The organism is Streptomyces phaeolivaceus (assembly GCF_009184865.1).
In the GTDB taxonomy this organism is placed as follows: Bacteria; Actinomycetota; Actinomycetes; order Streptomycetales; family Streptomycetaceae; genus Streptomyces; species Streptomyces phaeolivaceus.
On record NZ_CP045096.1, the window covers coordinates 1,574,938 to 1,597,068 of the forward strand.

General features: G+C 71.6%; 19 protein-coding genes and 1 pseudogene. 6 read left to right on the forward strand and 14 right to left on the reverse strand.

The features are described from left to right. The first annotated feature begins 343 nt into the window (after nucleotides 1–343). Together F9278_RS07515 and F9278_RS07520 are read left to right on the forward strand one after the other, a co-directional pair. On the forward strand, nucleotides 344–1,249 hold the full coding sequence (locus tag F9278_RS07515; protein WP_152167578.1) for an alpha/beta fold hydrolase: 906 nt from the start codon (nucleotides 344–346) through the stop codon (nucleotides 1,247–1,249). A gap of 376 nt (nucleotides 1,250–1,625) precedes the next feature. Further along, nucleotides 1,626–2,360: pseudogene (locus tag F9278_RS07520) on the forward strand (transposase); the annotation flags it as partial. A gap of 30 nt (nucleotides 2,361–2,390) precedes the next feature. Here F9278_RS07520 and F9278_RS07525 read toward each other — a convergent pair. Then, nucleotides 2,391–3,662 carry a glycoside hydrolase family 10 protein gene (locus F9278_RS07525; protein ID WP_226966664.1) on the reverse strand — a complete coding sequence of 424 codons (1,272 nt, stop codon included), beginning with the start codon at nucleotides 3,660–3,662 and terminating at the stop codon, nucleotides 2,391–2,393. A 214-nt stretch (nucleotides 3,663–3,876) separates the two neighbouring features. On the opposite strand from F9278_RS07525, the gene F9278_RS07530 reads away from it, so the two are divergent. Together F9278_RS07530 and F9278_RS07535 are read left to right on the forward strand one after the other, a co-directional pair. Further along, nucleotides 3,877–4,752 (forward strand): 3-hydroxybutyryl-CoA dehydrogenase, encoded by an 876-nt coding sequence (locus F9278_RS07530; RefSeq protein ID WP_152167580.1) that lies wholly within the window; start codon nucleotides 3,877–3,879, stop codon nucleotides 4,750–4,752. 200 nt (nucleotides 4,753–4,952) lie between these two features. Further along, a complete protein-coding gene (locus F9278_RS07535) occupies nucleotides 4,953–5,210 on the forward strand; it encodes a hypothetical protein (protein WP_152167581.1) in 258 nt (85 codons plus the stop codon). Here the strand turns inward: F9278_RS07535 and F9278_RS07540 are convergent. From F9278_RS07540 to infC, 10 genes are all read right to left on the reverse strand, one after another. Further along, nucleotides 5,207–5,734 carry an NUDIX domain-containing protein gene (locus tag F9278_RS07540; protein WP_152167582.1) on the reverse strand — a complete coding sequence of 176 codons (528 nt, stop codon included), beginning with the start codon at nucleotides 5,732–5,734 and terminating at the stop codon, nucleotides 5,207–5,209. The genes F9278_RS07535 and F9278_RS07540 overlap by 4 nt on opposite strands. 98 nt (nucleotides 5,735–5,832) lie before the next feature. Then, nucleotides 5,833–7,173, reverse strand: coding sequence for a transcriptional regulator (locus F9278_RS07545; protein ID WP_152167583.1), 1,341 nt, complete (start codon nucleotides 7,171–7,173; stop codon nucleotides 5,833–5,835). A 57-nt stretch (nucleotides 7,174–7,230) separates the two neighbouring features. Continuing rightward, entirely contained in the window at nucleotides 7,231–8,223 is a 993-nt protein-coding gene (locus F9278_RS07550; protein ID WP_152167584.1) for a PP2C family protein-serine/threonine phosphatase, read from the reverse strand. Nucleotides 8,224–8,471: 248 nt separating this feature from the next. Then, the gene (pheT, locus tag F9278_RS07555; protein WP_152167585.1) at nucleotides 8,472–10,985 is read right to left on the reverse strand and encodes a phenylalanine--tRNA ligase subunit beta; all 2,514 of its coding nucleotides are present in this window, start codon (nucleotides 10,983–10,985) and stop codon (nucleotides 8,472–8,474) included. Then, a complete protein-coding gene (gene pheS / locus F9278_RS07560; RefSeq protein WP_152167586.1) occupies nucleotides 10,985–12,106 on the reverse strand; it encodes a phenylalanine--tRNA ligase subunit alpha in 1,122 nt (373 codons plus the stop codon). Before pheS ends, pheT begins: the two co-directional genes overlap by 1 nt. Nucleotides 12,107–12,262: 156 nt before the next feature. Further along, nucleotides 12,263–13,396: a sensor histidine kinase gene (locus F9278_RS07565; RefSeq protein ID WP_152167587.1), complete on the reverse strand. Its 1,134-nt coding sequence runs from the start codon at nucleotides 13,394–13,396 to the stop codon at nucleotides 12,263–12,265. A 53-nt stretch (nucleotides 13,397–13,449) separates the two neighbouring features. Beyond that, nucleotides 13,450–14,280 (reverse strand): TrmH family RNA methyltransferase, encoded by an 831-nt coding sequence (locus F9278_RS07570; RefSeq protein WP_152167588.1) that lies wholly within the window; start codon nucleotides 14,278–14,280, stop codon nucleotides 13,450–13,452. 290 nt (nucleotides 14,281–14,570) lie between these two features. Further along, a complete protein-coding gene (gene rplT, locus F9278_RS07575) occupies nucleotides 14,571–14,954 on the reverse strand; it encodes a 50S ribosomal protein L20 (protein WP_152167589.1) in 384 nt (127 codons plus the stop codon). A gap of 101 nt (nucleotides 14,955–15,055) precedes the next feature. Beyond that, on the reverse strand, nucleotides 15,056–15,250 hold the full coding sequence (rpmI, locus tag F9278_RS07580) for a 50S ribosomal protein L35 (protein ID WP_003977225.1): 195 nt from the start codon (nucleotides 15,248–15,250) through the stop codon (nucleotides 15,056–15,058). Between the two features lie 131 nt (nucleotides 15,251–15,381). Beyond that, entirely contained in the window at nucleotides 15,382–16,122 is a 741-nt protein-coding gene (infC, locus tag F9278_RS07585) for a translation initiation factor IF-3 (protein WP_226966665.1), read from the reverse strand. A gap of 333 nt (nucleotides 16,123–16,455) precedes the next feature. On the opposite strand from infC, the gene F9278_RS07595 reads away from it, so the two are divergent. Further along, nucleotides 16,456–16,812 (forward strand): DUF1844 domain-containing protein, encoded by a 357-nt coding sequence (locus tag F9278_RS07595; RefSeq protein WP_152167590.1) that lies wholly within the window; start codon nucleotides 16,456–16,458, stop codon nucleotides 16,810–16,812. 36 nt (nucleotides 16,813–16,848) lie between these two features. Here F9278_RS07595 and F9278_RS07600 read toward each other — a convergent pair whose 3' ends face one another. Next, nucleotides 16,849–17,580 (reverse strand): SseB family protein, encoded by a 732-nt coding sequence (locus F9278_RS07600; RefSeq protein ID WP_152167591.1) that lies wholly within the window; start codon nucleotides 17,578–17,580, stop codon nucleotides 16,849–16,851. Nucleotides 17,581–17,749: 169 nt separating this feature from the next. Between F9278_RS07600 and F9278_RS07605 the strand changes: the two genes are divergently transcribed. Then, on the forward strand, nucleotides 17,750–18,847 hold the full coding sequence (locus F9278_RS07605) for a serine hydrolase (RefSeq protein WP_152167592.1): 1,098 nt from the start codon (nucleotides 17,750–17,752) through the stop codon (nucleotides 18,845–18,847). 33 nt (nucleotides 18,848–18,880) lie between these two features. Here the strand turns inward: F9278_RS07605 and mycP are convergent, their stop codons facing one another. After that, nucleotides 18,881–20,095, reverse strand: a complete 1,215-nt coding sequence (gene mycP, locus F9278_RS07610; RefSeq protein ID WP_152167593.1) for a type VII secretion-associated serine protease mycosin — start codon at nucleotides 20,093–20,095, stop codon at nucleotides 18,881–18,883. Then, nucleotides 20,092–22,029, reverse strand: coding sequence for a hypothetical protein (locus F9278_RS46935; RefSeq protein WP_226966666.1), 1,938 nt, complete (start codon nucleotides 22,027–22,029; stop codon nucleotides 20,092–20,094). Before F9278_RS46935 ends, mycP begins: the two co-directional genes overlap by 4 nt. Nucleotides 22,030–22,131 lie beyond the last annotated feature (102 nt).

Genomic DNA, 22,131 nt, shown 5'->3' on the forward strand with positions numbered 1-22,131 from the left:
CACAGAAGCCCCGCCGAGCCGGCGGGGCTTCGTCGTGACTTGAACTTGTGCTCTATCTTCTGGCGTCACGCAGAGCAGTCACTTGCTCGTCTGCGTCAGGCACATAGTTTGTCGCCGCCGGAGCGGGCCGGATGCCGCACACGGCTCGTGTGCGACGGGGGTTCAGAAGGTATCGAGATGAGTTCTGGCACCTCTTCGAGTGTCCGGTCAGCAACGAGACGAGACGAGACGAGTCGCATTGCATCACTCCGGAGGTATGCATCATGATGACGACGCAACATGACGAGACGGCTCGTCTCGTCATCGAGTCGTGGATGTGGATGTGGATGTGGAGGACGGTGCCATGAATCAGCGGTTTGTCCAGGTTGACCCGGCGGTGCGGCTGTGGTCCGAGGTGCGCGGCGACCCCCGGGATTCCACCCTGTTGCTGATCATGGGGGCCGGGGCGTCTGGGCTGGGCTGGCCGGAGGGACTGGTTGATGCGTTGGCCGTGCGCCACCGCGTCATCCGCTACGACCACCGGGACACCGGCCGCTCCAGCTTCAGTTTCGACACGCACCCGTACCGCATCGTCGACCTCGCCTCGGACGCGCTCGCCGTCCTCGACGCGTACGAAGTGGAGCGGGCGCACATCGTCGGTCACTCCCTGGGCGGCATGCTCACCCAACTGCTGATCGCCGATCACCCCGAACGGCTGCTCAGCGCGACAGTGATGGGCACCGGCGCTCTCAGCAGCACCCCACTGGCGCACCCGGACGGCTCCCGAACTCCCGTAGACCGGCTCCCGTCCATCGACGCACGGGTGCTCGAACTTTGGTCCCACCCCCACAAGGACCGTGGCCTGGAGGGCGAGCTGGACCACCGCGTGGAGCACTGGCGGCTGCTCAACGGCGATCAGATCCCCTTCGACTCCGAGGAGTTCCGGGCCTCGGAGCGCCGCATCATCGAGCACGCCGGGCGCTACGAGGCGCCCATGACCCACGGGCGCGCGGACCACTCCAGCATGGACCGCACCGAGGAACTTGCGCGCACCGAGGTACCGACCCTGGTCATCTCCGCCCCGGCCGAGCCCGTCTTCCCACCGCCGCACCCCGAACATCTCGCCCAAGTGATCGCCGGGGCACGGCTGGTGGAGGTACCGGGCATGGGGCACGCCCTGCCCCGCGCCGTCCACGCACCCCTGGCCGCGGCCGTCCTCGACCACACCCTGGCCACGGACGCCGGCGCCCGACCAGCGGCGGGGACGTAACCTCGATCTCCCGGTCGGCTAAGCGCGGCACCTGGCGAGGAAGGCGTGTTCGTCAGCTGGCGGCGGCCTGGGTGCCGGCTGGCGGATGGTGTGCCGTCCCAGCCGTGCTCAATCCCCTGGTGGGTGATGCTCAGTGAACGGGGGCACCCGTCCTAGGCTTCAGCTCGCGCCGTTGGCGGCCATCGCCCACCTCAGTGGCGGTGGCGAGAAACAGGCGATCGATGAACTGCTCGCGTTGACCCGGTGAGCACACTGGCGGCCCTCGAACAGAGCTCGCACTTGTGGGGGTCTTTGCGTTCGCCAGATAAGCCGGCGGCCTTCGCGCGATCGTGTGCCGTGTCGCATCAGGCATCTGATCAGCGTGAAGGCCGTGAAAATGAGTCTGCTCTTATCTGGGGCCCGGCGGGAGACGCTGGCGGAAGTTTCTCGTTTCCGGGGCGATTTCTATGCGTGCCTGACCGCCCGGGGCGATGAGCTGTTCGAGCTCGCGGACGCGGTGCTGTGCGCGGACGGCCCGGTGAGGTCACCGGTCGATCTGACGCTCGCACCGGAGCACCGGCGTGGTCACGGAGGGATGTACGGCGGCCTGAACAAGGGGCGTATCGACGCCGAGCAGCTGAGAACGGTGTTGGCCGGCCTGCCGCTGCCGCGTTTCCCTGATGGGAGGCTGGTCCTGGCCGTCGACGTCTCGCCGTGGTTCCGCTCCGACGCGCCGTGCTCAGCGGAAAGGTTGTTCTGCCATGTCTATGGCCGTGCGAAGTCCGCATCCCGGTTCATCCCGGGCTGGCCCTACTCCTTCGTCGCCGTCCTGGAGCCCGGCCGCACCTCCTGGACCACGATCGTGGACGTGGTCCGCCTGGGGCCGGTGGACGACGCCACCGCAGTGACTGCCGCCCAGCTCCGCGACGTGGTCGAGCGGTTGATGGCGGCAGGACAGTGGGTGTCCGGCGATCCGGAGATCGTCATCGTGGGCGACGCCGGTTACGACATCACCCGCCTCTCCTGGGTCCTGCGGGACCTGCCTGTCGAACTGGTCGGCAGGGTCCGCTCCGACAGGGTGATGCGGCTGCCGAAACCACCCCGCGTCTACGACCCGCAGGGCGGACGGCCATGACCGCCCTGTAGACGGCCGGACCCTCGATCACCGGGGAGTCCTCACCGACCCCTGGTAGTGGTCGGCAACCACCCGGGCCATAGCCCCGATCCTGTCCGCCTTCACCTCCTTGGCCGCGAAGAACACATGCCCCCGCACCTCCGGATACTCCTTGGCAAGAGTGAGGTGCCGGGACAGCTCGGCCGGGTCCTGCCACTCCGCGGGCTGCGCCGGGTCACCCGCCTTGTAGAGGGCCTCCCCGATGTAGAGCCGTGTCCCGGACCCCTTCGCGACTTCCGCCCACCAGGGCAGAAGGACGGCATAGTTGGCAGGAACCTGCTGGTCAAGCGGGTGTGCCGACCAATACAGCTGCGGAACGATGTAGTCGATCCAGTTCTCCCGGACCCATTTCCGGGTGTCCGCGTGCAGATCGTCGTACGTCTGCACCCCCGCCCGGGTGTCCGATCCCGCCGGGTCGGTCACGGCGTTGCGCCACACCCCGAAGGGGCTGATGCCGAACTGGGTGCCCGGCCGGATCACCTTGATCTCGGCGGCCGTCTCCCGCACCAGCCGGTCGATGTTGTCCCGCCGCCAGGCCGCCCGGTTGGGGAAGCCCCCGCCGTACGCGTCGTAGGCCGCGTCGTCGTCGAAGACCTGGCCCGCCACCGGGTACGGGTAGAAGTAGTCGTCGAAGTGCACGGCGTCCACGGCGTATTTCCGTACGGCGTCGAGCATGGCCTTCTCCACGAAGGCGCGGACGGCGGGGATGCCGGGGTTGTAGTAGAGCTTGCCGCCGTAGGGGACGACCCAGTCGGGGTGGCGCCGGGCCGGGTGGGAGGCGACCAGACGGGTGGGGTCGGTGTGGTTGGCGATCCGGTAGGGGTTGAACCAGGCGTGCAGTTCGAGGCCCCGGGCGTGGGCCTCCTCGACCGCCGTGCCCAGCGGGTCCCAGCCGGGGTCCTCGCCCTGGGTTCCGGTGAGGTACTGCGACCAGGGCTCGTGCGGGGAGGGCCAGAGCGCGTCGGCGGTGGGGCGGACCTGGAAGATCACCGCGTTGAGCCGGCGGTCCACGGCGGTGTCGAGGTGGGCGAGCAGCTCGGCGCGCTGCCGGGCGGCGGTCAGACCGGGTGCGGAGGGCCAGTCGCGGTTGACGACGGTGGCCAGCCACATACCGCGCAGCCCGCCCTCGGCGGCCCGGCGGCGGGGGCTCGGCTCCCCGCCGGCGATGGCGGTGCCGGCCGCCACCCCGCCGGCCGCCACGAGTGTGGCCGCCGCGGTCGCCCAGAACGCCCGTCGTGACATCCGTGGCCTGCGATGCATCGTCCGTACCTCCGTGTACTACGCGCAGTCCGCGTACTCACGCTTACTCCGCGTGCCCATCCCGCGCGTCCGCCCCGTCGCGGACCGCTCCCGGGCCAGCCTTCCATGTGACACCCGGAATACTGATCAGCAGACGTCGCGGGTAACGTGCGGGTTTGGCGCAGGCCCCCACCCCGGGTATCTGCCAGGCACGTAGACCAGTGAAAGGGACGATGTGACGGACTTCCAGGCGGGAGATCTCGCACGGGTCGGAGTCGTGGGCTGCGGCCAGATGGGAGCGGGCATCGCCGAGGTGTGCGCCCGCGCCGGACTGGACGTGAAGGTCGCCGAGACCAGCGGCGAGGCTCTGGAAATCGGCCGTACCCGGCTGTTCAACTCCCTGTCCAAAGCGGCCGAACGCGGCAAGATCAGCGAGGCGGAGCGGGACGACACCCAGGCCCGGCTGAGCTTCACCACCGACCTCGGCGAGTTCGCCGACCGGGACCTCGTCATCGAGGCGGTCGTGGAGAACGAGCAGGTGAAGACCCAGATCTTCCAGGTGCTCGACCAGGTGGTGACCCGCCCGGACGCGATCCTCGCCTCCAACACCTCCTCCATCCCGCTGGTGAAGCTCGCGGTCGCCACCTCGCGGCCCGACCATGTCATCGGCATCCACTTCTTCAACCCGGCGCCGGTGCAGAAGCTCGTCGAGCTGATCCCGGCCCTCACCACCTCCGAGGGCACTCTCAGCCGGGCGCAGCTGTTCGCCGAGAAGGTGCTCGGCAAGCACGCGGTGCGCGCCCAGGACCGCTCGGGCTTCGTCGTCAACGCGCTGCTCGTGCCGTATCTGCTCTCCGCGATCCGGATGTTCGAGTCGGGCATCGCGGGCCGCGAGGACATCGACAACGGCATGGAGCTGGGCTGCGCCCACCCGATGGGCCCGCTGAAGCTCTCGGACCTGATCGGCCTGGACACGATCGTCTCCATCGCCAACAGCATGTACGAGGAGTACAAGGAGCCGCTGTACGCCGCTCCCCCGCTGCTCCAGCGCATGGTGGACGCGGGCAGGCTCGGCCGGAAGACGGGGTCGGGCTTCTACGCGTACGCCTGACTACGGACGGTCAGGCATTCCTGTCCGCACCGTTCGCACGGGCCCGGCACCGGAATCGGTGCCGGGCCCGTCGTATTCACACACCGTGTGCGCGGCGGACACGCATATGCCGTCCGCACACTCTCCCCACCCGCCCACCAGGCGAGTTGACTTCACGTGCGCATGCAAGGGATGGGACGACTACGGAAAGGAGCCGACTCGTGGCCATCGACCCCGAGCATCCCGTGCACCACGGCGAACTCGCAGAGTTACGCCGCCGCCTGGATGTGGCGCACACACGCGTCGAAGGAGGGCTGACCCTGTTGAGCCACCGCGCCGAACAGAGCGCCAAGGAACTCGACGACCTGCACACCCGGGTCGTCACCCTGGAGCACGCCCGCTGGCCCCTGCCCGCGGTGGCTGCCCTCACGGCCCTGGGCGCCCTGGTGGTGTCCGTCTGGCAGGTACTGGGCCGCTAGAGCCTCAGGTGATGCAACAGGAGCAGGGCCGCCGCCATGTTGGCGGCCGGGACCTCGCCGCGGGCGACCATGTCGGGAACGAGCTTGAGGGGAACCCATTCCCGGCGGTCCGACTCGAAGTCGTCCACGGGATGACCGACGTACGCGCCCTCGTCGGCCCAGTAGATGTGGTGCCGGGCGTCGGTGAGCCCGTTGGAGGGCTCGACGCTCATCAGGTGGTGCAGGGGTCCCGGCCGCCATCCGGTCTCCTCCTCCAGTTCACGGGCGGCCGCCTCCGCGATGGCCTCGCCGTCCTCGACGACGCCCGCCGCGAGCTCCCACCCCCAGCTGTCGGTGATGAAGCGGTGCCGCCACAGCAGCAGCACCTCGTTGGCCTCGTTGATCACGGTGGCCACGGCCACGGGCCGCAGCCGGATCATGAAGTGATCGAGGTGCCGCCCGTCCGGCAACGCGACATCCGCGAGATTGACGCTGAACCAGCGGTTCGAGTACACAGTTTGTTCGCTCTGTTTCGTCCACTGCACGGTTCTGCCACCTTCCGCCGAGTAAGTGGCAATATCGCAGCAGGAGCTTTGTGGCAGCAGGCGCACGACCGGTGCATGGCCGCGCCCCCGGGACGCTGTCAGAGCGGTACGCGCAGTGCTCCGTCGATGAGTTCGGCGGCCTCGGAGGTCCCCGCGCAGCCGCTGCGCACGAGGTGTTCGCGTACCGCCCGCAGTCTGTCGCGCAGACGCATGGACTCCATTCCGCGCGCCCGTTCGGCCATTTCGACGGCGCTGGCCACCGCTTTGTCCGCGTTGCCCTGCCGCAGTTCGATCTGGCTGAGCATCGCGAGCCGGTGGACCCGCCCCCGGTCGTGCGCCGGGGTGTCGACGGCCGCCGCCGCGTGTTCCGCCGCGGCCGTCAGGTCGCCGAGGCTGAGCAGCGCCTCCGCCACCTGTACGTTCACCAGACCGGGTTGGACATAGCCGGTCTCATCGGGTTCGTACCCGCGCCGGATGCGCTCGGCGGCCTGTTCGGCCCGCCGGATGCAGGACAGCGCGCTCGTGCCGTCGCCCAGGTGCGCGTACGCCTTCGCCTGCATCGCGTAGAGATCGGAGGCGAGCGCAGGCGTGATCTGCTTGCCGGCCGTGCGGAGCGCCGCCTCGGCGAAGGCGACGGCCTGCCGGTTCTCCCGCATGAACAGCGACTGGTTGACGAGCAGCGCGATGACATACGCCCCGAGCCCCTGGTCCCCGCTGGCCTTCGCCAGCCGCAGCGCCTGGTGGAAGTAGCGCTGGGCCAGCCCGTGGGCGTCGGAGTCGTACGCGCAGATCCCGGCGATCGCCACCAACCCCCCGGTGGCCCGGTGCAGTTGGCGCCCGGTGGCGTCGGTGTAGCTGCCCCGCAGCAGGGGCGCGGCCTCGGCGTTGAGGAAGCCGACGATCCGGGTGCGGGTGGCGACTCCCCCGGCCTTGCGGTACATCTGCTCGTAGTGTGTACGGGCCGCGCGGAGCATGTCGATGTCGGCCATGCTGACGGGATGCCGTCCGCCCCGGGAGACGTCGACGTCCTCCGGTGGGTTCTCCCACTCCCAGACGGGCATCACGGCGGGCGTCCCGGTGACGGCGGGGGCGCCGAGGACATGGGGGCGCTGCTGTTCGTCGGAGCGCCACAGGGCGGTGGCGCGCTCCACGAAACCGGAGAGGCCGGCGCCGTGCGGGGAGGTCGGTTCGCCGGGCACACCGAGCCCGATGTCGTCGAGGGTGACGGTCCGGCGCAGCCGTCCGGCGAGCACCTCACAGATCAGGTCGGGCACCTGGCCGCGTGGGCGCTGGCCCTTCAACCACCGCGCCACGGCGGTGTGTTCGTATCTGAGCGCCAGTCCCCGGGCCCGCCCCGCCTGGTTGACGTGCGCGGCGAGACCGGCGTGCGAGATACCGGCCTCGTCGAGGATCGCGTCGAGCAGGGTGTTGGGCTGCATGGGCCCTCCGGTGGCTCGGTGGGGGCGGCCCCCCCCTGCCGGGGGGGGGCGGGGCGACTAGGGGGTGGGGGCGACCGGTGGGATGTCGACTGCGGGAACATTGTGGCTTGTCGCGCAGTTCCCCGCGCCCCTGAAAGAGGACAGCGTGCGTTCGTTGTGGAGTACCAGTATGGCGATGTCGTCCTTGGGCTTTCCTCCTGCGTGGCGGAGTAGTTGGGTGAACAGTTCACGGAGCACGGAATGAGGGGAGATCGGGCGGCCTCTCACGGCTTCCGTCAGCGCGCCCGCCAAGGGGAAGAAGCGGCCCTGTTCGTCCCTCGCGTCCTCCACGCCGTCCGTGTGGAGGAACAGTGCCTCGCCGGGGAGGAGGTGCCCGCACGGGGTCGGCGGCAGTTCGGCGGGGAGGGGGAAGAGGCCCAGTGGGGGCAGTGGATCGGCGGGGGCCACGAGCTGCGCCCGGCCGCCGCTGAGCAGGTAGGGCCAGGGATGGCCGCAGTTGAGGGCGTGGAGGGCGCCGTCGGGGGCGATCTCCAGGAGGAGGACGGTGACGAAGTCCTCGGTGTCCTCGGCGCGAGCGTGGACGCGGTGGTGCCGGGCGAGGGCGCGGTCGAGGCGGGTGAGGACTCCGGCGAGTTCGGCCTCGTCGTGGACGGCCTCGCGGAAGCTGCCGAGCACGGCGGCGACGGTGCCGACGGCGGCGAGGCCGTGGCCCCGTACGTCGCCCATCACCACCCGTACGCCGTGCTCGGTGGCGATCACCTCGTACAGGTCGCCGCCGGCGCTCACACCCCGGTCGGCGGAGAGTTGCGCGGCGGCGGTGGCCAGCCCGTCGATCCGGGCGGGCAGCGGCCTGAGCAGCACACTCCGCGCGGCGCCCGCGGCCTCGCGGGCATGGCGCGCTTCCCGCAGCATCACCTGCCTGACGTGCAGCATCAGCCCGGTGCCGACCGCGAGGAACACGGCACCGCCGACGATCCGGGCCCCGCCCAGCACCCGCCGCACGGACCGCCGGCCGGAACGCCGAGGAGTCCCAGCCCTGGTTCGAATCATGCCGTTGGCCCCCCATCAGGCCCGGACAGCGCAGAAGGCCCCGAGAGGCCGGTCCGATTCTGTCCACCGGATGCCTCGATGGGGGACTTCACCGGAAGTTGTCACCCAAATGAGTGAGGTGACCGCAGAGGGTTCCTATCGGGGGTGTGGGGGGCTCGCCCCCCCACCAGGGGCGCGGGGAACTGCGCGACCAGCCACGACGAACCCGCAGCCGCCGACCACGCGCAGCCCCCACCCCCACAGGCGCCCTAACTACGCAGAACCGCTCCGGTCCGCTCGCCCGCGAGGGCGACCGCCGCGTCCCGCGCCGCCGAGGCCTCGTCCACGGTCAGCGTCCGATCCCCGGCCCGGAAGCGGAGCGCGTACGCCAGCGACTTCCGCCCGTCGCCGAGCTGCTCCGCGTTCTCGTAGACGTCGAACAGCCGGATGCCCTCCAGGAGTTCACCGGCCCCCTCGCGCAGCGCGGCCTCCACGTCGGCGTGCGGCACGAACGCGTCGACGACGAGCGCGACGTCCTGCGTGGCGACGGGGAACGTGGAGATGCCGGGCGCCTGCGGGGTGCCGTCCCCGACCTGCTCCAGCGCGTCCAGGTCGAGTTCCATCGCGGCGGTCCGGGCCGGCAGCCCGAGCGCCTTGAGGACCCGCGGGTGCAGCTCACCGGCGTGGCCGACGACCCGCTCGGTGCCGTCCGCGACGACCACGAACTCGGCGCACCGGCCCGGGTGCCAGGGGCCGTACTGGCCCTTGCGGACGATCAGTTCGGCACCGGCCTCGCGGGCGACCGCGCGGCCGGCCTCGATGGTGTCGGCCCAGTCGGCGGCGCGGCCCTTGCCCCACCAGCCGGCCTGCTCACGGGCGCCGGCGACGACGACGGCGACGTGGCGCGGCTGCTCGGGCAGCGCGGCGTTCAGCGACGCGATCTCCTCGTCGGTGGGCCGGCGGTCGACCGGGAGCGCGGCGGCGACCCGGCGCTCCTCGCGCGGGAGGAAGACCAGGCCGGTCTCGAACAGGGCCAGGTCGTGCGTGCCCCGTCCGTCGTTGCGCCGCAGCGCGCCCAGCAGGCCCGGCAGCAGCGACGTACGGAGCGCGGGCTCCTCGTCGTTGAGCGGGTTCGTCAGCCTGACGACGCGGCGGGCCGGGTCGTCGGCGTCCAGGCCGAGCTGGTCGAAGACCTGCTCGGCGATGAACGGGTAGTTGGGCGCCTCGACGTATCCGGCTCCGGCCAGTGCCCGGCCGACACGGCGGTGCAGCCGCTGCCGGTGGGTGAGGCCACGGCCGGAAGGGGGCTTGGGGAGCGTGGAGGGCAGGTTCTCGTAGCCCTCCAGGCGGATGACCTCCTCGGCGAGGTCGTTGACCTCGGTGAGGTCGGGCCGCCAGGACGGCACGGTGACGAGCAGTTCGTCCTGGCCGTAGACGTCGCAGCCGACCTGCTGGAGGCGGCGTACGACGGTCTCGCGGCCGTACTCGACGCCCGCGACCTTGTCCGGGTGGTCCGCCGGGACGGTGATGGTGTGCGGCGCGGACGGGGAGATCGCCTCCGTGACGCCCGCGTCGGCGGTGCCGCCCGCGAGGAGCACCAGCAGGTCGACCGTGCGCTGCGCGGCGGCAGCGGCGGCCTGCGGGTCGACGCCGCGCTCGAAGCGGCGGGACGCCTCCGACGACAGCTTGTGCCGGCGGGCCGTGCGCGCGATGGCGACCTGGTCGAAGTGGGCGGCCTCGATGACGACGTCGCTGGAGGCGTTCTCCAGGTCGTCGTGGTCGGCGATCTCGGTGTCGGCGCCGCCCATGACGCCCGCGAGGCCGATGGGCCCGCGCTCGTCGGTGATCACCAGGTCCTCGGCGTGCAGCTTCCGTGTGACGCCGTCGAGGGTGACGATCTTCTCGCCCTCCTCGGCGCGGCGGACGCCGATCGTGCCCCGGACGAGGGAGCGGTCGTAGGCGTGCAGCGGCTGGCCCAGCTCCATCATCACGTAGTTGGTGATGTCGACGGCGAGGGAGATCGGGCGCATGCCGACCTTCTGCAGCCGGCGCTTCAGCCAGATCGGGGAGCGCGCCTCGGGGTCGAGTCCGGTGACGGTGCGGGCGGTGAAGCGGTCGCAGCCGAGCGGGTCGGAGACCTGGACGGGGTGGCCGAACGCGTTCGGGCCGGGGACGTCGAGGAGCGCCGGGTCGCGCAGCGGCAGGCCGTAGGCGATGGCGGTCTCGCGGGCGACGCCGCGGATCGACAGGCAGTCGCCGCGGTTGGCGGTGACGGCGATGTCGAGGACCTCGTCGACGAGTTCCAGCAGCTCGATCGCGTCCTTGCCGACCTCGGTCTCCGGGGGCAGCACGATGATGCCCTTGGTGCCGTCGTCGCCCATGCCCAGCTCGTCGCTGGAGCAGATCATGCCGTGCGAGGTCTTGCCGTACGTCTTGCGGGCGGAGATGGCGAAGCCGCCGGGGAGTTCGGCGCCGGGGAGGACGACGACGACCTTGTCGCCGACGGCGAAGTTGCGGGCGCCGCAGACGATCTCCTGGGGCTCACCGGTGCCGTTGGCGGTGCCGACGTCCACGGTGCAGAAGCGGATCGGCTTCTTGAACTCCGTCAGCTCCTCGATGGTCAGCACCTGGCCGACGACGAGGGGGCCCTTGAGGCCGTCGCCGAGCTGCTCGACCGTCTCGACCTCCAGGCCGGCCGAGATGAGCTTGGCCTGGACGTCACGGCCGGTCTGGGTGGCGGGCAGGTCGACGTACTCCCGCAGCCACGAAAGCGGGACGCGCATCAGATCTCCATCCCGAACGGCCGGGTGAACCGGATGTCACCCTCGACCATGTCTCGCATGTCTTCGACGTTGTGGCGGAACATCAGCATCCGTTCGATGCCGAACCCGAAGGCGAATCCGCTGTACTTCTCGGGGTCGACACCGCAGGCGGTGAGGACCTTGGGGTTGACCATGCCGCAGCCGCCCAGCTCGATCCAGCCCTCGCTGGAGCAGGTGCGGCAGGGGCGGTCGGGGTTGCCGACGGACTCGCCGCGGCAGACGTAGCAGACCATGTCCATCTCGGCGGACGGCTCGGTGAACGGGAAGAAGTTCGGCCGCAGCCGGGTCTTCATGCCCTCGCCGAACAGCGCCTGGACCATGTGGTCCATGGTGCCCTTGAGGTCGGCCATGGTGAGGCCCTCGTCGACGGCCAGCAGCTCGACCTGGCGGAACACCGGGGTGTGCGTGGCGTCCAGCTCGTCGGTGCGGTAGACGACGCCGGGACAGATCACGTACACCGGCAGCTCGCGGCTCAGCAGGGAGCGGATCTGCACGGGCGAGGTGTGGGTGCGCAGCACGACACCGGACTCGGTGCCGCCCTCCGGGCCCCGTACGAAGAAGGTGTCGGCCTCGCCGCGGGCCGGATGGTCCGGGCCGATGTTGAGGGCGTCGAAGTTGAACCACTCCGCCTCGACCTGGGGGCCCTCGGCGACCTCGTAGCCCATGGCCACGAAGACGTCCTCGATGCGCTCGGAGAGGGTGGTGAGCGGGTGGCGGGCGCCGGCCGGTACGCGGTCGTAGGGCAGCGTGACGTCCACGGCCTCCTCGACCAGCACCCGGGCGTCGCGCTCGGCCTCCAGCTCGCTCTGGCGGGCGGCGAGGCCCTTGTTGACCGCGCCCCGGGCCTGGCCGACGAGCTTGCCGGCGGCGGCCTTGGCCTGCGGCGGCAGGGCGCCGATCTCGCGGTTGGCGAGGGCCAGCGGGGAGGTGCCGCCGGTGTGGGCGACCTTGGCCTCCTGGAGGGCGTCGAGGGAGTCCGCGGCGGCGAAGGCGGCGAGCGCCTCGTCCCGCATGCGCTCGATCTCTTCCGGTTTCAAGGCCTCGACCTCTACCGGGTCGTACGACTTATTCGGTGCCGACATCTCTTCCCGTGCTTCCGATTGTCCCCCAGCTAACGCTGGGAGGTGCCCCCAGGCGGATGGTCCCCGTGACCGGCGCTCAGGGCCGTGTGCAGGACACAAAGGTGCCAAAGGCCGAGTCTAACGGGGTGGAGGTGAACGAACGCGCCCGCGGGCTGCTCAGGCCAGGTAGGCCGGAGCGCTCACGGGCAACGTAAATCGGAACTCGGCGCCGCCGACGGGGGCGCGTCCGACCGTGATGGTGCCGCCGTGGGCCTCGACGATGCCCTTGACGATGTACAGCCCGAGGCCGGTGCCGCCGCGCTTGCTGCCCCGCCAGAAGCGGGTGAAGACGCGGTTCATGGACTCCTCCGGGATGCCGGCGCCCTCGTCGCTCACCGTGACCGATGTACCGGTGTCCTCCCCCTCCCGGGGGGACGCCGTGGGCGTGACGTCAATCGTGACGGTTCCCTCGCCGTGCCGCACCGCATTTTCCAGCAGGTTGCTGAGGACCTGGTCGATCTTGTCGGGGTCGGCCCACAGCGCGGGCAGCGGCTGTTCGATCCGCAGCAGGAACCGGTCGGCGGGCTGACCGGCGGCGACGTACGCCTGGATGTGCCGTCCGACGGCCGCGCCTATGTCGACGGGCTGCCGCCGCACCTCCAGCCGCCCCGAGTCGATCCGCGAGATGTCCAGCAGCTCGGCGATGAGCCGGGTGACCCGGTTGGCGTCGGCGTCGACGGTCTCCAGCATCAGTTTCTTCTGGTCGTCCGTGAACCGCTCCCACTTGGCGAGCAGGGTGGCGGTGAACCCCTTGACCGAGGTCAGCGGCGACCGCAGCTCATGGGCGACGGTGGCGATCAGCTCGGCGTGGCTGCGCTCGGTGCGGCGCCGGGCCTCGGTGTCCCGCAGCGAGACGACGACCCGGCGGACGGGTCCCTTGGGCTCCGTGCGGATGTACCGGGCCGATACGAGGATCTCGCGCGCCCCGGGCAGCAGCAGATTCCGCTCGGGCTGTCCGACGCGGATGGCGAGCCCCCCGTACGGGTCGGTCAGCTGCCACCAGCGGCGGCCTTCGAGGTCCTCCAACGGCAGGGCCCGTTCGAGGGGGCGGCCGAGGGCGTCGGCGGCGGGGGTGGCGGTGATCCGGGCGGCGGCGGCGTTGAAGCAGATCACCCGGCCGTTCTCGTCGGCCACGACCAGTCCGTCGGGAAGGTCGTCGGGGTCGACGCCGAACTCGGCGAGTTCACCCTGCCGGGCCGCGGATGTGGCGAGCACGTCGTGTGCCCCCAGTGCGCTGCTGCCGACCCTCATCCCCGTACCCCACCTCTCGCGTTGTGCAGTGGGCCCCCGAGCCCGTCACCCTACTAGCCGAGTGTGACGGTGCGGCACCCTCCGAAGGCGCGCTGTGCACGGGCGGACGCGTAGAGACATACGGCGGCGGCGGTCGCCAGGTTCAGGCTCTCCGCCTTTCCGTGGATCGGCACCCGGACGACGGCGTCGGCCAGTGCCCGGGTCTGCTCGGGCAGCCCCCAGGCCTCGTTCCCGAACACCCAGGCCGTGGGCCCGCCCATGGTGCCCTTGTCCAGCTCGTCGTCGAGGTCGTCCTGTCCCGCCCCGTCGGCGGCGAGGACGCGTACGCCGACGCCCTTGAGCGCGGCGACGGCCTCCTCGACGGGCACCCCGACGGCCACCGGCAGATGGAACAGGGACCCGACGGAGGCGCGCACGGCCTTGGGGTTGTAGAGGTCCACGGACGCGTCGGTGAGGACGACCGCCTCGGCCCCGGCGGCGTCGGCGCAGCGCAGTACGGTGCCGGCGTTCCCGGGGTCGCGGACGTGGGCGAGGACGGCGACGAGCCTCGGCCGCGCGGCGAGGATCTCGTCGAACGGGGTGTCGAGGAACCGGCAGATCCCGACGAGGCCCTGCGGGGTGACCGTGGTGGAGATGTCGGCGATGACCGTCTCGTCGGCGAGGTGCACGCGGGCGCCGGCGGCGCGGGCGGCGGCGACGATCTCGGCGTACCGCTCCGCGGCGTCGACCGTGGTGAACAGTTCGACCAAGGTGTCCGCGTGCCCGGCGGCCTCCCGTACGGCCTGCGGGCCCTCCGCCAGGAACAGCCGGTCCTTCCCCCGGAAGTTCCGCTTCGCGAGCCGACGGGCCGCGGCGACGCGGTCGGAGCGGGGGGAGATCAACATGGGTCACCTTTGGGTTTTGGGGCGCCTGAGAGCGGGGGCGGGTGCGTTGTCGGGTGCGGGTCCGGTGGGGGCTGGTCGCGCAGTTCCCCGCGCCCCTAGAAGCAACGGCCCTTGCGGGCCGTTGAAGAAGCACGGGGCGCAGCCCCTGCTTTTTCAGGGGCGCGGGGAACTGCGCGAGAAGCCCCACGCACCCGCACCCGACAACGCACCCAGAAAAACACCCGGGCCCGCAGGCGACGAACACCTGCGGGCCCGGTTCACAACAAACGCGGCTCAAGCCAGCGCGAGCGTCACGCGGCCTTGGGCGCGTTGACGTCCGTCGGCAGCGCCTTCTGCGCCACCTCGACGAGCGCGGCGAACGCCGGCGCGTCGTTGACGGCCAGCTCCGCGAGGATCTTGCGGTCGACCTCGATGTTCGCGGCCTTCAGACCCTGGATGAGGCGGTTGTACGTCATGCCGTTCTGGCGGGCCGCAGCGTTGATGCGCTGGATCCACAGCTGACGGAAGTCGCCCTTGCGCTTCTTGCGGTCGTTGTAGTTGTAGACCAGCGAGTGGGTGACCTGCTCCTTGGCCTTGCGGTACAGGCGCGAACGCTGACCGCGGTAGCCGGAGGCGGCTTCGAGGATCGCCCGGCGCTTCTTGTGGGCGTTTACCGCCCGCTTGACGCGTGCCACTTTTTAACTCCTTGTAGCGGGGCCGTGGTGGGACTCACACGGCCCGGAATCGATGGGGTCCCGGTCCAGACGTACGGCGCTCAGGCAAAGCGCCGCGTACGTCACTTGCCGAGAAGCTTCTTGATCTTCGCGGCGTCGCCCGGGGCCATCTCGGCGTTGCCGGTGAGGCGACGCGTCACGCGGGACGACTTGTGCTCGAGCAGGTGGCGCTTGCCGGCGCGCTCACGGAGCACCTTGCCGGAGCCGGTGATCTTGAAGCGCTTGCTGGCACCGCTGTGCGACTTGTTCTTCGGCATAGCGCCGTTCTCTCCTCGTCAGTGGCGCTCCGGTGCCCGGTCGTGAAACCGGGCACGACGGAACGTCATTTCTCTCGGTTGACACCCTGGATGTGCGTCCAGGGCTTCCCCCGGACTCGCGTCCCGGGGACTTACGCCTCGGCAGGCTCCTCGGCCGGCGCCTCGGCTTCGACGTGGTCCACGTCGGAGTGCTCGGCGTCGGAGTGCTCGGCGGCGTTCTGCGACTTGCCGGGGTTGGCCTTCGCTTCCGCCTTGCGGGCTTCCTGCGCCTGCCGGGCCTCGGCCATCGCCTCGGTCTTCTTCTTGTGCGGACCGAGGACCATGATCATGTTTCGGCCGTCCTGCTTCGGGTTCGACTCGACGAACCCGAGGTCCTCGACGTCCGAGGCGAGACGCTGCAGCAGTCGGTAGCCCAGCTCGGGCCGGGACTGCTCGCGACCACGGAACATGATCGTGATCTTGACCTTGTCGCCCTGCTTGAGGAACCGGACGACGTGACCCTTCTTGGTGTCATAGTCGTGCGGGTCGATCTTCGGCCGGAGCTTCATCTCCTTGATGACCGTGTGCGCCTGGTTCTTGCGCGCCTCACGGGCCTTCATGGCCGACTCGTACTTGAACTTCCCGTAGTCCATGAGCTTGCAGACCGGCGGACGTGCGTTCGCGGCCACCTCGACCAGGTCGAGGTCGTACTCCTGCGCAAGCTCCAGGGCCTTGGCAAGCGGAACAATCCCGACCTGCTCGCCGCTGGGACCGACAAGTCGCACCTCGGGAACGCGAATCCGGTCGTTGATGCGGGGCTCGGCGCTGATGGATCCTCCTCGGTAGCACCACACGACGGTCTGGCGGACCGCCGCGTTATGTCTGGTTGACATCAGGACCAACCATCAGGAGCCATGAAAAATGCCCCGGACGGGACACAGGCGGGGCTCCATGTACTGCCGGAGCACCGCCGCGGGTGTCCCGCGGGGCGCAGTATCGGACGACTCCACCGTCCGTACGGAACGGTGGGGGCCGTCTGACCGGGTGACCTGCCGTCCCATGGGGACGATCAGGTGGGAGTTCGGAGCCTCCACTTGCGGGCCGGGCACACAAGTGTCCAGCCGGTCGTTGGCACAACCATACCGGGTGGAAACCTGACGTGCCAATCCGGGTGCGACGGGCTCCCGCAGGCCGGGGCGTGGGCGCCGGGGCCTATCGTGTGGGGCATGAGTGACACCCCTCCTGAGAACCCCGACTTCGACTCGATGACCCGCGACATCGCCGAGGTCCCCGCGGTCGAGGTGATCGTGACGGTCGCCGTCAATCTGATGAGCGCCGCCGCCGTGAAGCTCGGTCTGACCGAGGAGGGCGACAAGTACAAGGACCTGGACGAGGCCCGCAAGCTGGTCACCGCCCTCGCCGGCCTGCTGGACGCGTCCACGACCGAGATCAGCTCCTTCCACGCGGCCCCGTTGCGCGACGGTCTGAAGTCGCTGCAGCTGGCGTTCCGCGAGGCGTCGCTCGTCCCGGACGAGCCGGGCCAGGGTCCGGGCGAGAAGTACACCGGCCCGATCTACGGCTAGTCCCGTACGTGAGCGGCTTCTCCCGTACGTGAGCGACTACTCGCGTACGTACAAGGGCTCGCCCGGAGGCGTCGTCCCGGCCGGCAGCAGTGCCAGGTCGAGGCCGCGCACCAGGCGGGCCCGCAGTGTGTCGTCGGCGGCGAGGCGGCCGGCGACGGACCGCGCGGCCTCCGCCGGGGGCGTGGCCGGGTCCAGGACCAGGGCGAGGGTGCCGTCGGCCTCGCCGGGGCCGAGATGGGCGCGGAGCACGGCCGGTTCGGCGGCGACGGCGGCGCGTACGGCGTCACGGACGGCCGGGTCGGCGAGCGGGTCGGTGGTGGTGCGGCCCTCGGCGACCGCGAGCAGGGCCCGGCCGGTCAGCTCGTAGGGGACGGGGCCCGCGAGGTCGAGGACGATCGTGTCGGCCTTCTCGTGCGCGGCGGCCTGGAGCGCCTGACGCAGGGGTACGGCGACGGGGCGGGCGGCGGGGTCCCAGCGGGCGAGGCTGTCGGTGGAGGTGAACGCGGGCAGGGCGGTACGGCCGCCGGCCTTCAGGGTGGGGACGGCCATGTCGCTGGTCTTCTCGCGGCGCAGTCCGTTCTCGTCCACCTCGACCTCGCCGAGCACGGCCACGACGGGCACCAGCAGGCGGGCGTCCTTGAGGGCTTCGAGGACGGGACCCACGGCGCTCCGGTCGGCGGCCCAGGCGGTGAGCGCGGCGCTCAGCCGGGGGTCGGCGGAGCCGTCGTCGTCGGAGAAGCCGGGGTCGGGAATGTTCTTGTTCGCCACGGTCGTCGACCCTATCGGTCCTCTCGCGGGAGTCTGCGGGGAGTCTCCCGGCCGTTCGGCGGGGCCGGAAACGTGACGGTCACAACACTCACGGTTTTCTCAGCCATCCCTGACAAGCATCTAACAATCGCCTAACCACACGCACAGCGCGGCGCAGAACCATCACGGCATGTCCTCTCCGAGAGCCCGTCGCCGCGCCCGTACGTCCGGGCGCCGTCCGCTCGTCCATCTCGCGCTCGCCGCGCTCGTCCTGGTGGGCGGCACGGCCGCCGGGACGGTGTTCATGAGGGCCCAGGCGCAGGACGGCGGGGGTTCGGCCGTATCGTCGTCGGCGTCATCGTCGGTATCGCCCTCGGCCTCCGCCTCCACCGCGCCGGGTGCGGACACGGTCGCCGAGGAGGCTTCTGTGGAATCTGTGGCGGTCCCCGAGGTGGACCACGACGAGCTGCTGGCGACGGCCCTGGCGGACGTGTCCGTCGAGGACGGGGCGGCGGTGTCCGTGGCGGTGCTCGACGTGGCGTCCGGGGACTCGGCGGTGTACGGGGACACGCGGTTCGACACCGCGAGCATCGTGAAGATGGACATCCTCGCGGCGCTGCTGCTCCAGGCGCAGGACGCGGACCGGCGGCTGACCGCGCAGGAGCGGACGTACGCCTCCGCGATGATCCGGAACAGCGACAACGTCTCCGCGACGGCGCTGTGGAAGGCCATCGGGCAGGCGGACGGTCTCGACGCGGCGAACGAGCGGTTCGGGCTGACGGAGACCGAGGGCGGCGACGGGCTGTACTGGGGGCTCACCCAGACCACGGCCGCCGATCAACTCGCCCTGCTCCAGCAGGTGTTCGGGGACGACAGCTCCGAGCTGAGCGAGGCCTCACGGGCGTACGTCCAGGAGCTGATGGGCCTGATCGCGGAGGGGCAGGACTGGGGTGTCTCGGCGGCGGCGACGGGCGGGGCGACGGGGTCCGCCTTCGCGCTGAAGAACGGCTGGCTGCCGCGCACCGCCACCGGGCTGTGGGACATCAACAGCGTCGGCCGGGTCACCGTGGACGACCGGTCGTACCTGGTCGCCGTGGTGTCCGACGGCAACACCACGAAGGCCAAGGGGATCACGCTGGTCGAGACGGCGGCGAAGGCGGCGGTCTCGGTGTTCACGGACGCGGCGGATGCGACGGACTCGACGCAGTCGACGCAGTCGGCGGAGTCGGCGGAGTCGGCGGAGTCGGCGGATGTGACGACGGCTGCGGGGACTGCCACGACGTCGTAGGCGTATCGGGGGGCAGAGAGGCGGGCGTGGGGATCAGACGACGTACTCGTGGGGGCGGCCTCGGCCCCGGCCGCGCCAGACGACCACGGCGGTGACCAGCAAGATCACCCCGAGGCCGCCCGCGGCGGGGGCGGTCCAGCCGGCGGTGGGGTCCTCCTCCTCGACCGGGTCCGGGCCGGAGCCGAAGTACTTGCCGCCGTACGACGCGGTCTTGAGGTCGTCGGACGTGAGCCTGCCGCCCTCCTCGATGGCGGCGGCCGGGTCGACGAAGCCGAAGCCCCGGGAGTCGTCGCGGCCACCCACGGGGGCCTCCCTGGCGGTGTCCTCCAGGAGGCGCTTGACCTGGGCGGGGGTCAGGTCCGGGTGGGCCGCCTTGACGAGGGCGGCGGCGCCGGAAACGAAGGCCGCGGCGGCGCTGGTGCCCCAGCCCTCGTAGTACTTGCGGTCCGGGTCGGCGATGACGACGTCCATGCCGGGGGCGCTGACGGTGGCGTACCAGCGGCGGGTGGAGAAGGGGGCGCGGTCGCCGTCCTCGTCGACGGCGGTCACCGCGATCACGCCCGGATAGGCCGCCGGGTAGGAGACGTGGTCGCCCTTCTCGCCGCCGTTGCCCGCCGAGGCGACCACGATCGAGCCCTTCGACAGGGCGTACTGGACGGCGGCGTCCTCGGAGGGTTCCGGGTGGGCGGACTCGGAGTCGTCGCCGAGGGAGAGGTTGATGACGTCGACGTCCTGGTCGGCGGCCCAGCGGATGCCCTCGGCGAGGGCGTTGCCACGGGTGCTGCGGGCCTTGGCGCGGGACGGGTCGCCGTCCTCGAGGATGACGCGGACGGGGAGGATCCTCGCCTCGGGGGCGATGCCGAGAACGCCCTCGGAGTCGTTCACCCCGTGTCCGTGTCCGGCGATGATCCCGGCCATGGCGGTGCCGTGGCGGGCCCAGGAGCGGTCGCCGCGCGAGGCCCCGAAGCCGACCATGTCCTTCGTCGGCAGGATGTTGCCGGCCAGGTCGGGGTGCTCGTCGTCCACGCCGGTGTCCAGCACCGCGACGGTGATCCCGGCGCCCTTCGTGGTACGCCACGCCTCCTGGGTGCGCATCGCGCCCAGCGCCCACTGCTGCTCCCGGATGCTGTCGGCGTGCGCCGCGGTGGACGGCAGCAGGGCCAGGGAGGCGGCGAGGGGGACGCTGAGGAGGGCGAGGCCCAGGGGGCGACGACAGCGCGCGGCGGTACTCGCTTTGTCGGCTTTCATGAAGGCTGCTCCGTGGCGGACGCGGCGGTCCCGCGCAGGCCGCGTTCGATGCGGTCGGCGAGGCCCTTCGCCTCGTGGCCGAGGCCGGACTGGGCGGGCGCGGTGGTGGCGCCGGCCTTCATCGCGTCCTCGGCGGACTGTGGTTCGGTGACGGTACGGCCGTCGGCGAAGCCGGAGACGGCGTAGACGACGACGGGGACGTCGGTGAGGACGGAGATCGTCCAGGAGGCCCGCTGCTCGTCGCCGAAGCCGGCGGCGACGGTGTCCTCGGCGGCGTAGGGGCGCGGCATCAGGTCGGTACGGCGGTCGAGGCCGTCCTTGGTGAAGCGGTTCCTGAGCGCGGTCATGGTGGCGGCGTCGGTCTTGGTGAACATCAGGCCGACGGTGGTGACATTGCTCTCGGTCGCGTCGGTGTAGGTGGCGCGCAGCAGCCGCAGACAGCCCACCGGGGCGAGGGCCTTGCGCAGCAGCGGGTCGAAGGCGTCCGCGCAGCCACTGTCGGGCGCGACGGCGATCCGGGTCCAGGTACGGTCGGTGCCACCGGGTCCGGCGCCCTCGCCCCGGACGGTGGGCGGGAAGAGTTCGTCGACGGGTACGCCGTGCCAGAGCTGTCCGGCCACCGCGAAGGTGTCGCGGGAGGTGTCGGCGCCGGCGTCCCCGGTGAGCCAACTCCCGGCCGCCGCACCGCCGATGAGTCCGACGCCGAGCACCACGCACACGGCCACGGCCGCCGCCCGCGCCTTGGTGGACCGGGGCCTGCGCCGCCCGTCGTAGGACTCGGTGGGCGTCCAGGGCGAGGTGTCGGGCTGTGCGAACGTCACGAAGGGCCGTCCGGCGGAGGCCCCGTGGACACCGTCGAGCGCTTCGGCGGACCGCCGCGACGCACCCGACGGCGGCTGCCAGCCACCGGGGCGCTCGGGCGTCAGGGGCCGTGGCCGGGGCGTCCCCTCCGGACGGACCTCCTCGGGCAGCGGACCACGACGTGGCCCCGGCGTCGGGGGTACTGCCGACGACGGAGCGTCCGACGCCGGTGCGGCTGCCGGTGGGGCGGCTGCCGGTGGGGCCGACGGTGGCACGGAGGCGGCGCCGGCCGGGCGGCTTGTGCGGGGTGCCGAGGCGGGGGGCGCTCCGGGCGTACGGGGTGCCGAGGCCGGGGCCTCTCCGGGCGTACGGCGTGCCGTGGCGTCGGGGGAACGGGGCGGCCGGCGGCCGGCGGTCGAGGCCGGGTCGGTGTCGCGGGCGCCCGCGCGCCGCGCGTCCGCGCGCGGGGGCGGCGGCTCGTCCGGGAAGCGGGCCGAGGCCGCGGGCGGGGCGTCCGGGGTGCGGGGCGATGTGGCCGGCGGAGCGTCCGGGAAGCGGGCGGAGGCCGGCGGGGGCGGTGGGGTGGCGGGGGTGCCGTTGTTCTGGTTCGCGGTGCGCCGGAAGTCGGCGAAGCGCGGGTGTTCGGCGCGGCGCTGGGTGGTCGCGCCGTCCGCGAGGGAACCGCGTACGGAGGTCTGCCCGGAGGGCCGGCCGGTGCCGCGCTCCGCGTCCTGGCCGGTCGTCGTCTGCCGGAGGCCGTTCGGGGAGCCCTGGCCGGGACCGTGCGCGCGGGAAGGCGTGGGCCTGACCTGGGGGCCGGAACTCTGCCTGTTCTCCGTGGTGTTCGTCGCGTCGGGGCCGTAGGGGCGCCGTTGCGCGTCCGTCGTGCCCGGGTGCCGTGCGTCGCGGGGCGGGGTGCCCGGCGCCGTGGACGGGCGGGGCGGGGTGCCGGGCCGGGCGGGCGTGCCCGTCGCCGGCGGACGCTGCGGGCGGGGCGGGGCGCCCGGGGTCGTGAAGTCCGGCGGTGTCGTGCCCGGTGTGGCGGTCGACCGATCGTGGGCCGGTGGTATGGACGGGCGGGGTGGGGCCGGTGGGCGTGGGGGGATGGAGGCGCGGCGCGCTTCCGTGCTCATGCACCCCCCGTTTCCTCGTCCCGTGCCGACCCGGAGGTCGTCCGGGCGCCCGACCGCCCGTGGGAAGCGATCGTCACGCAAAACCGGGAGTCACCCCACTGA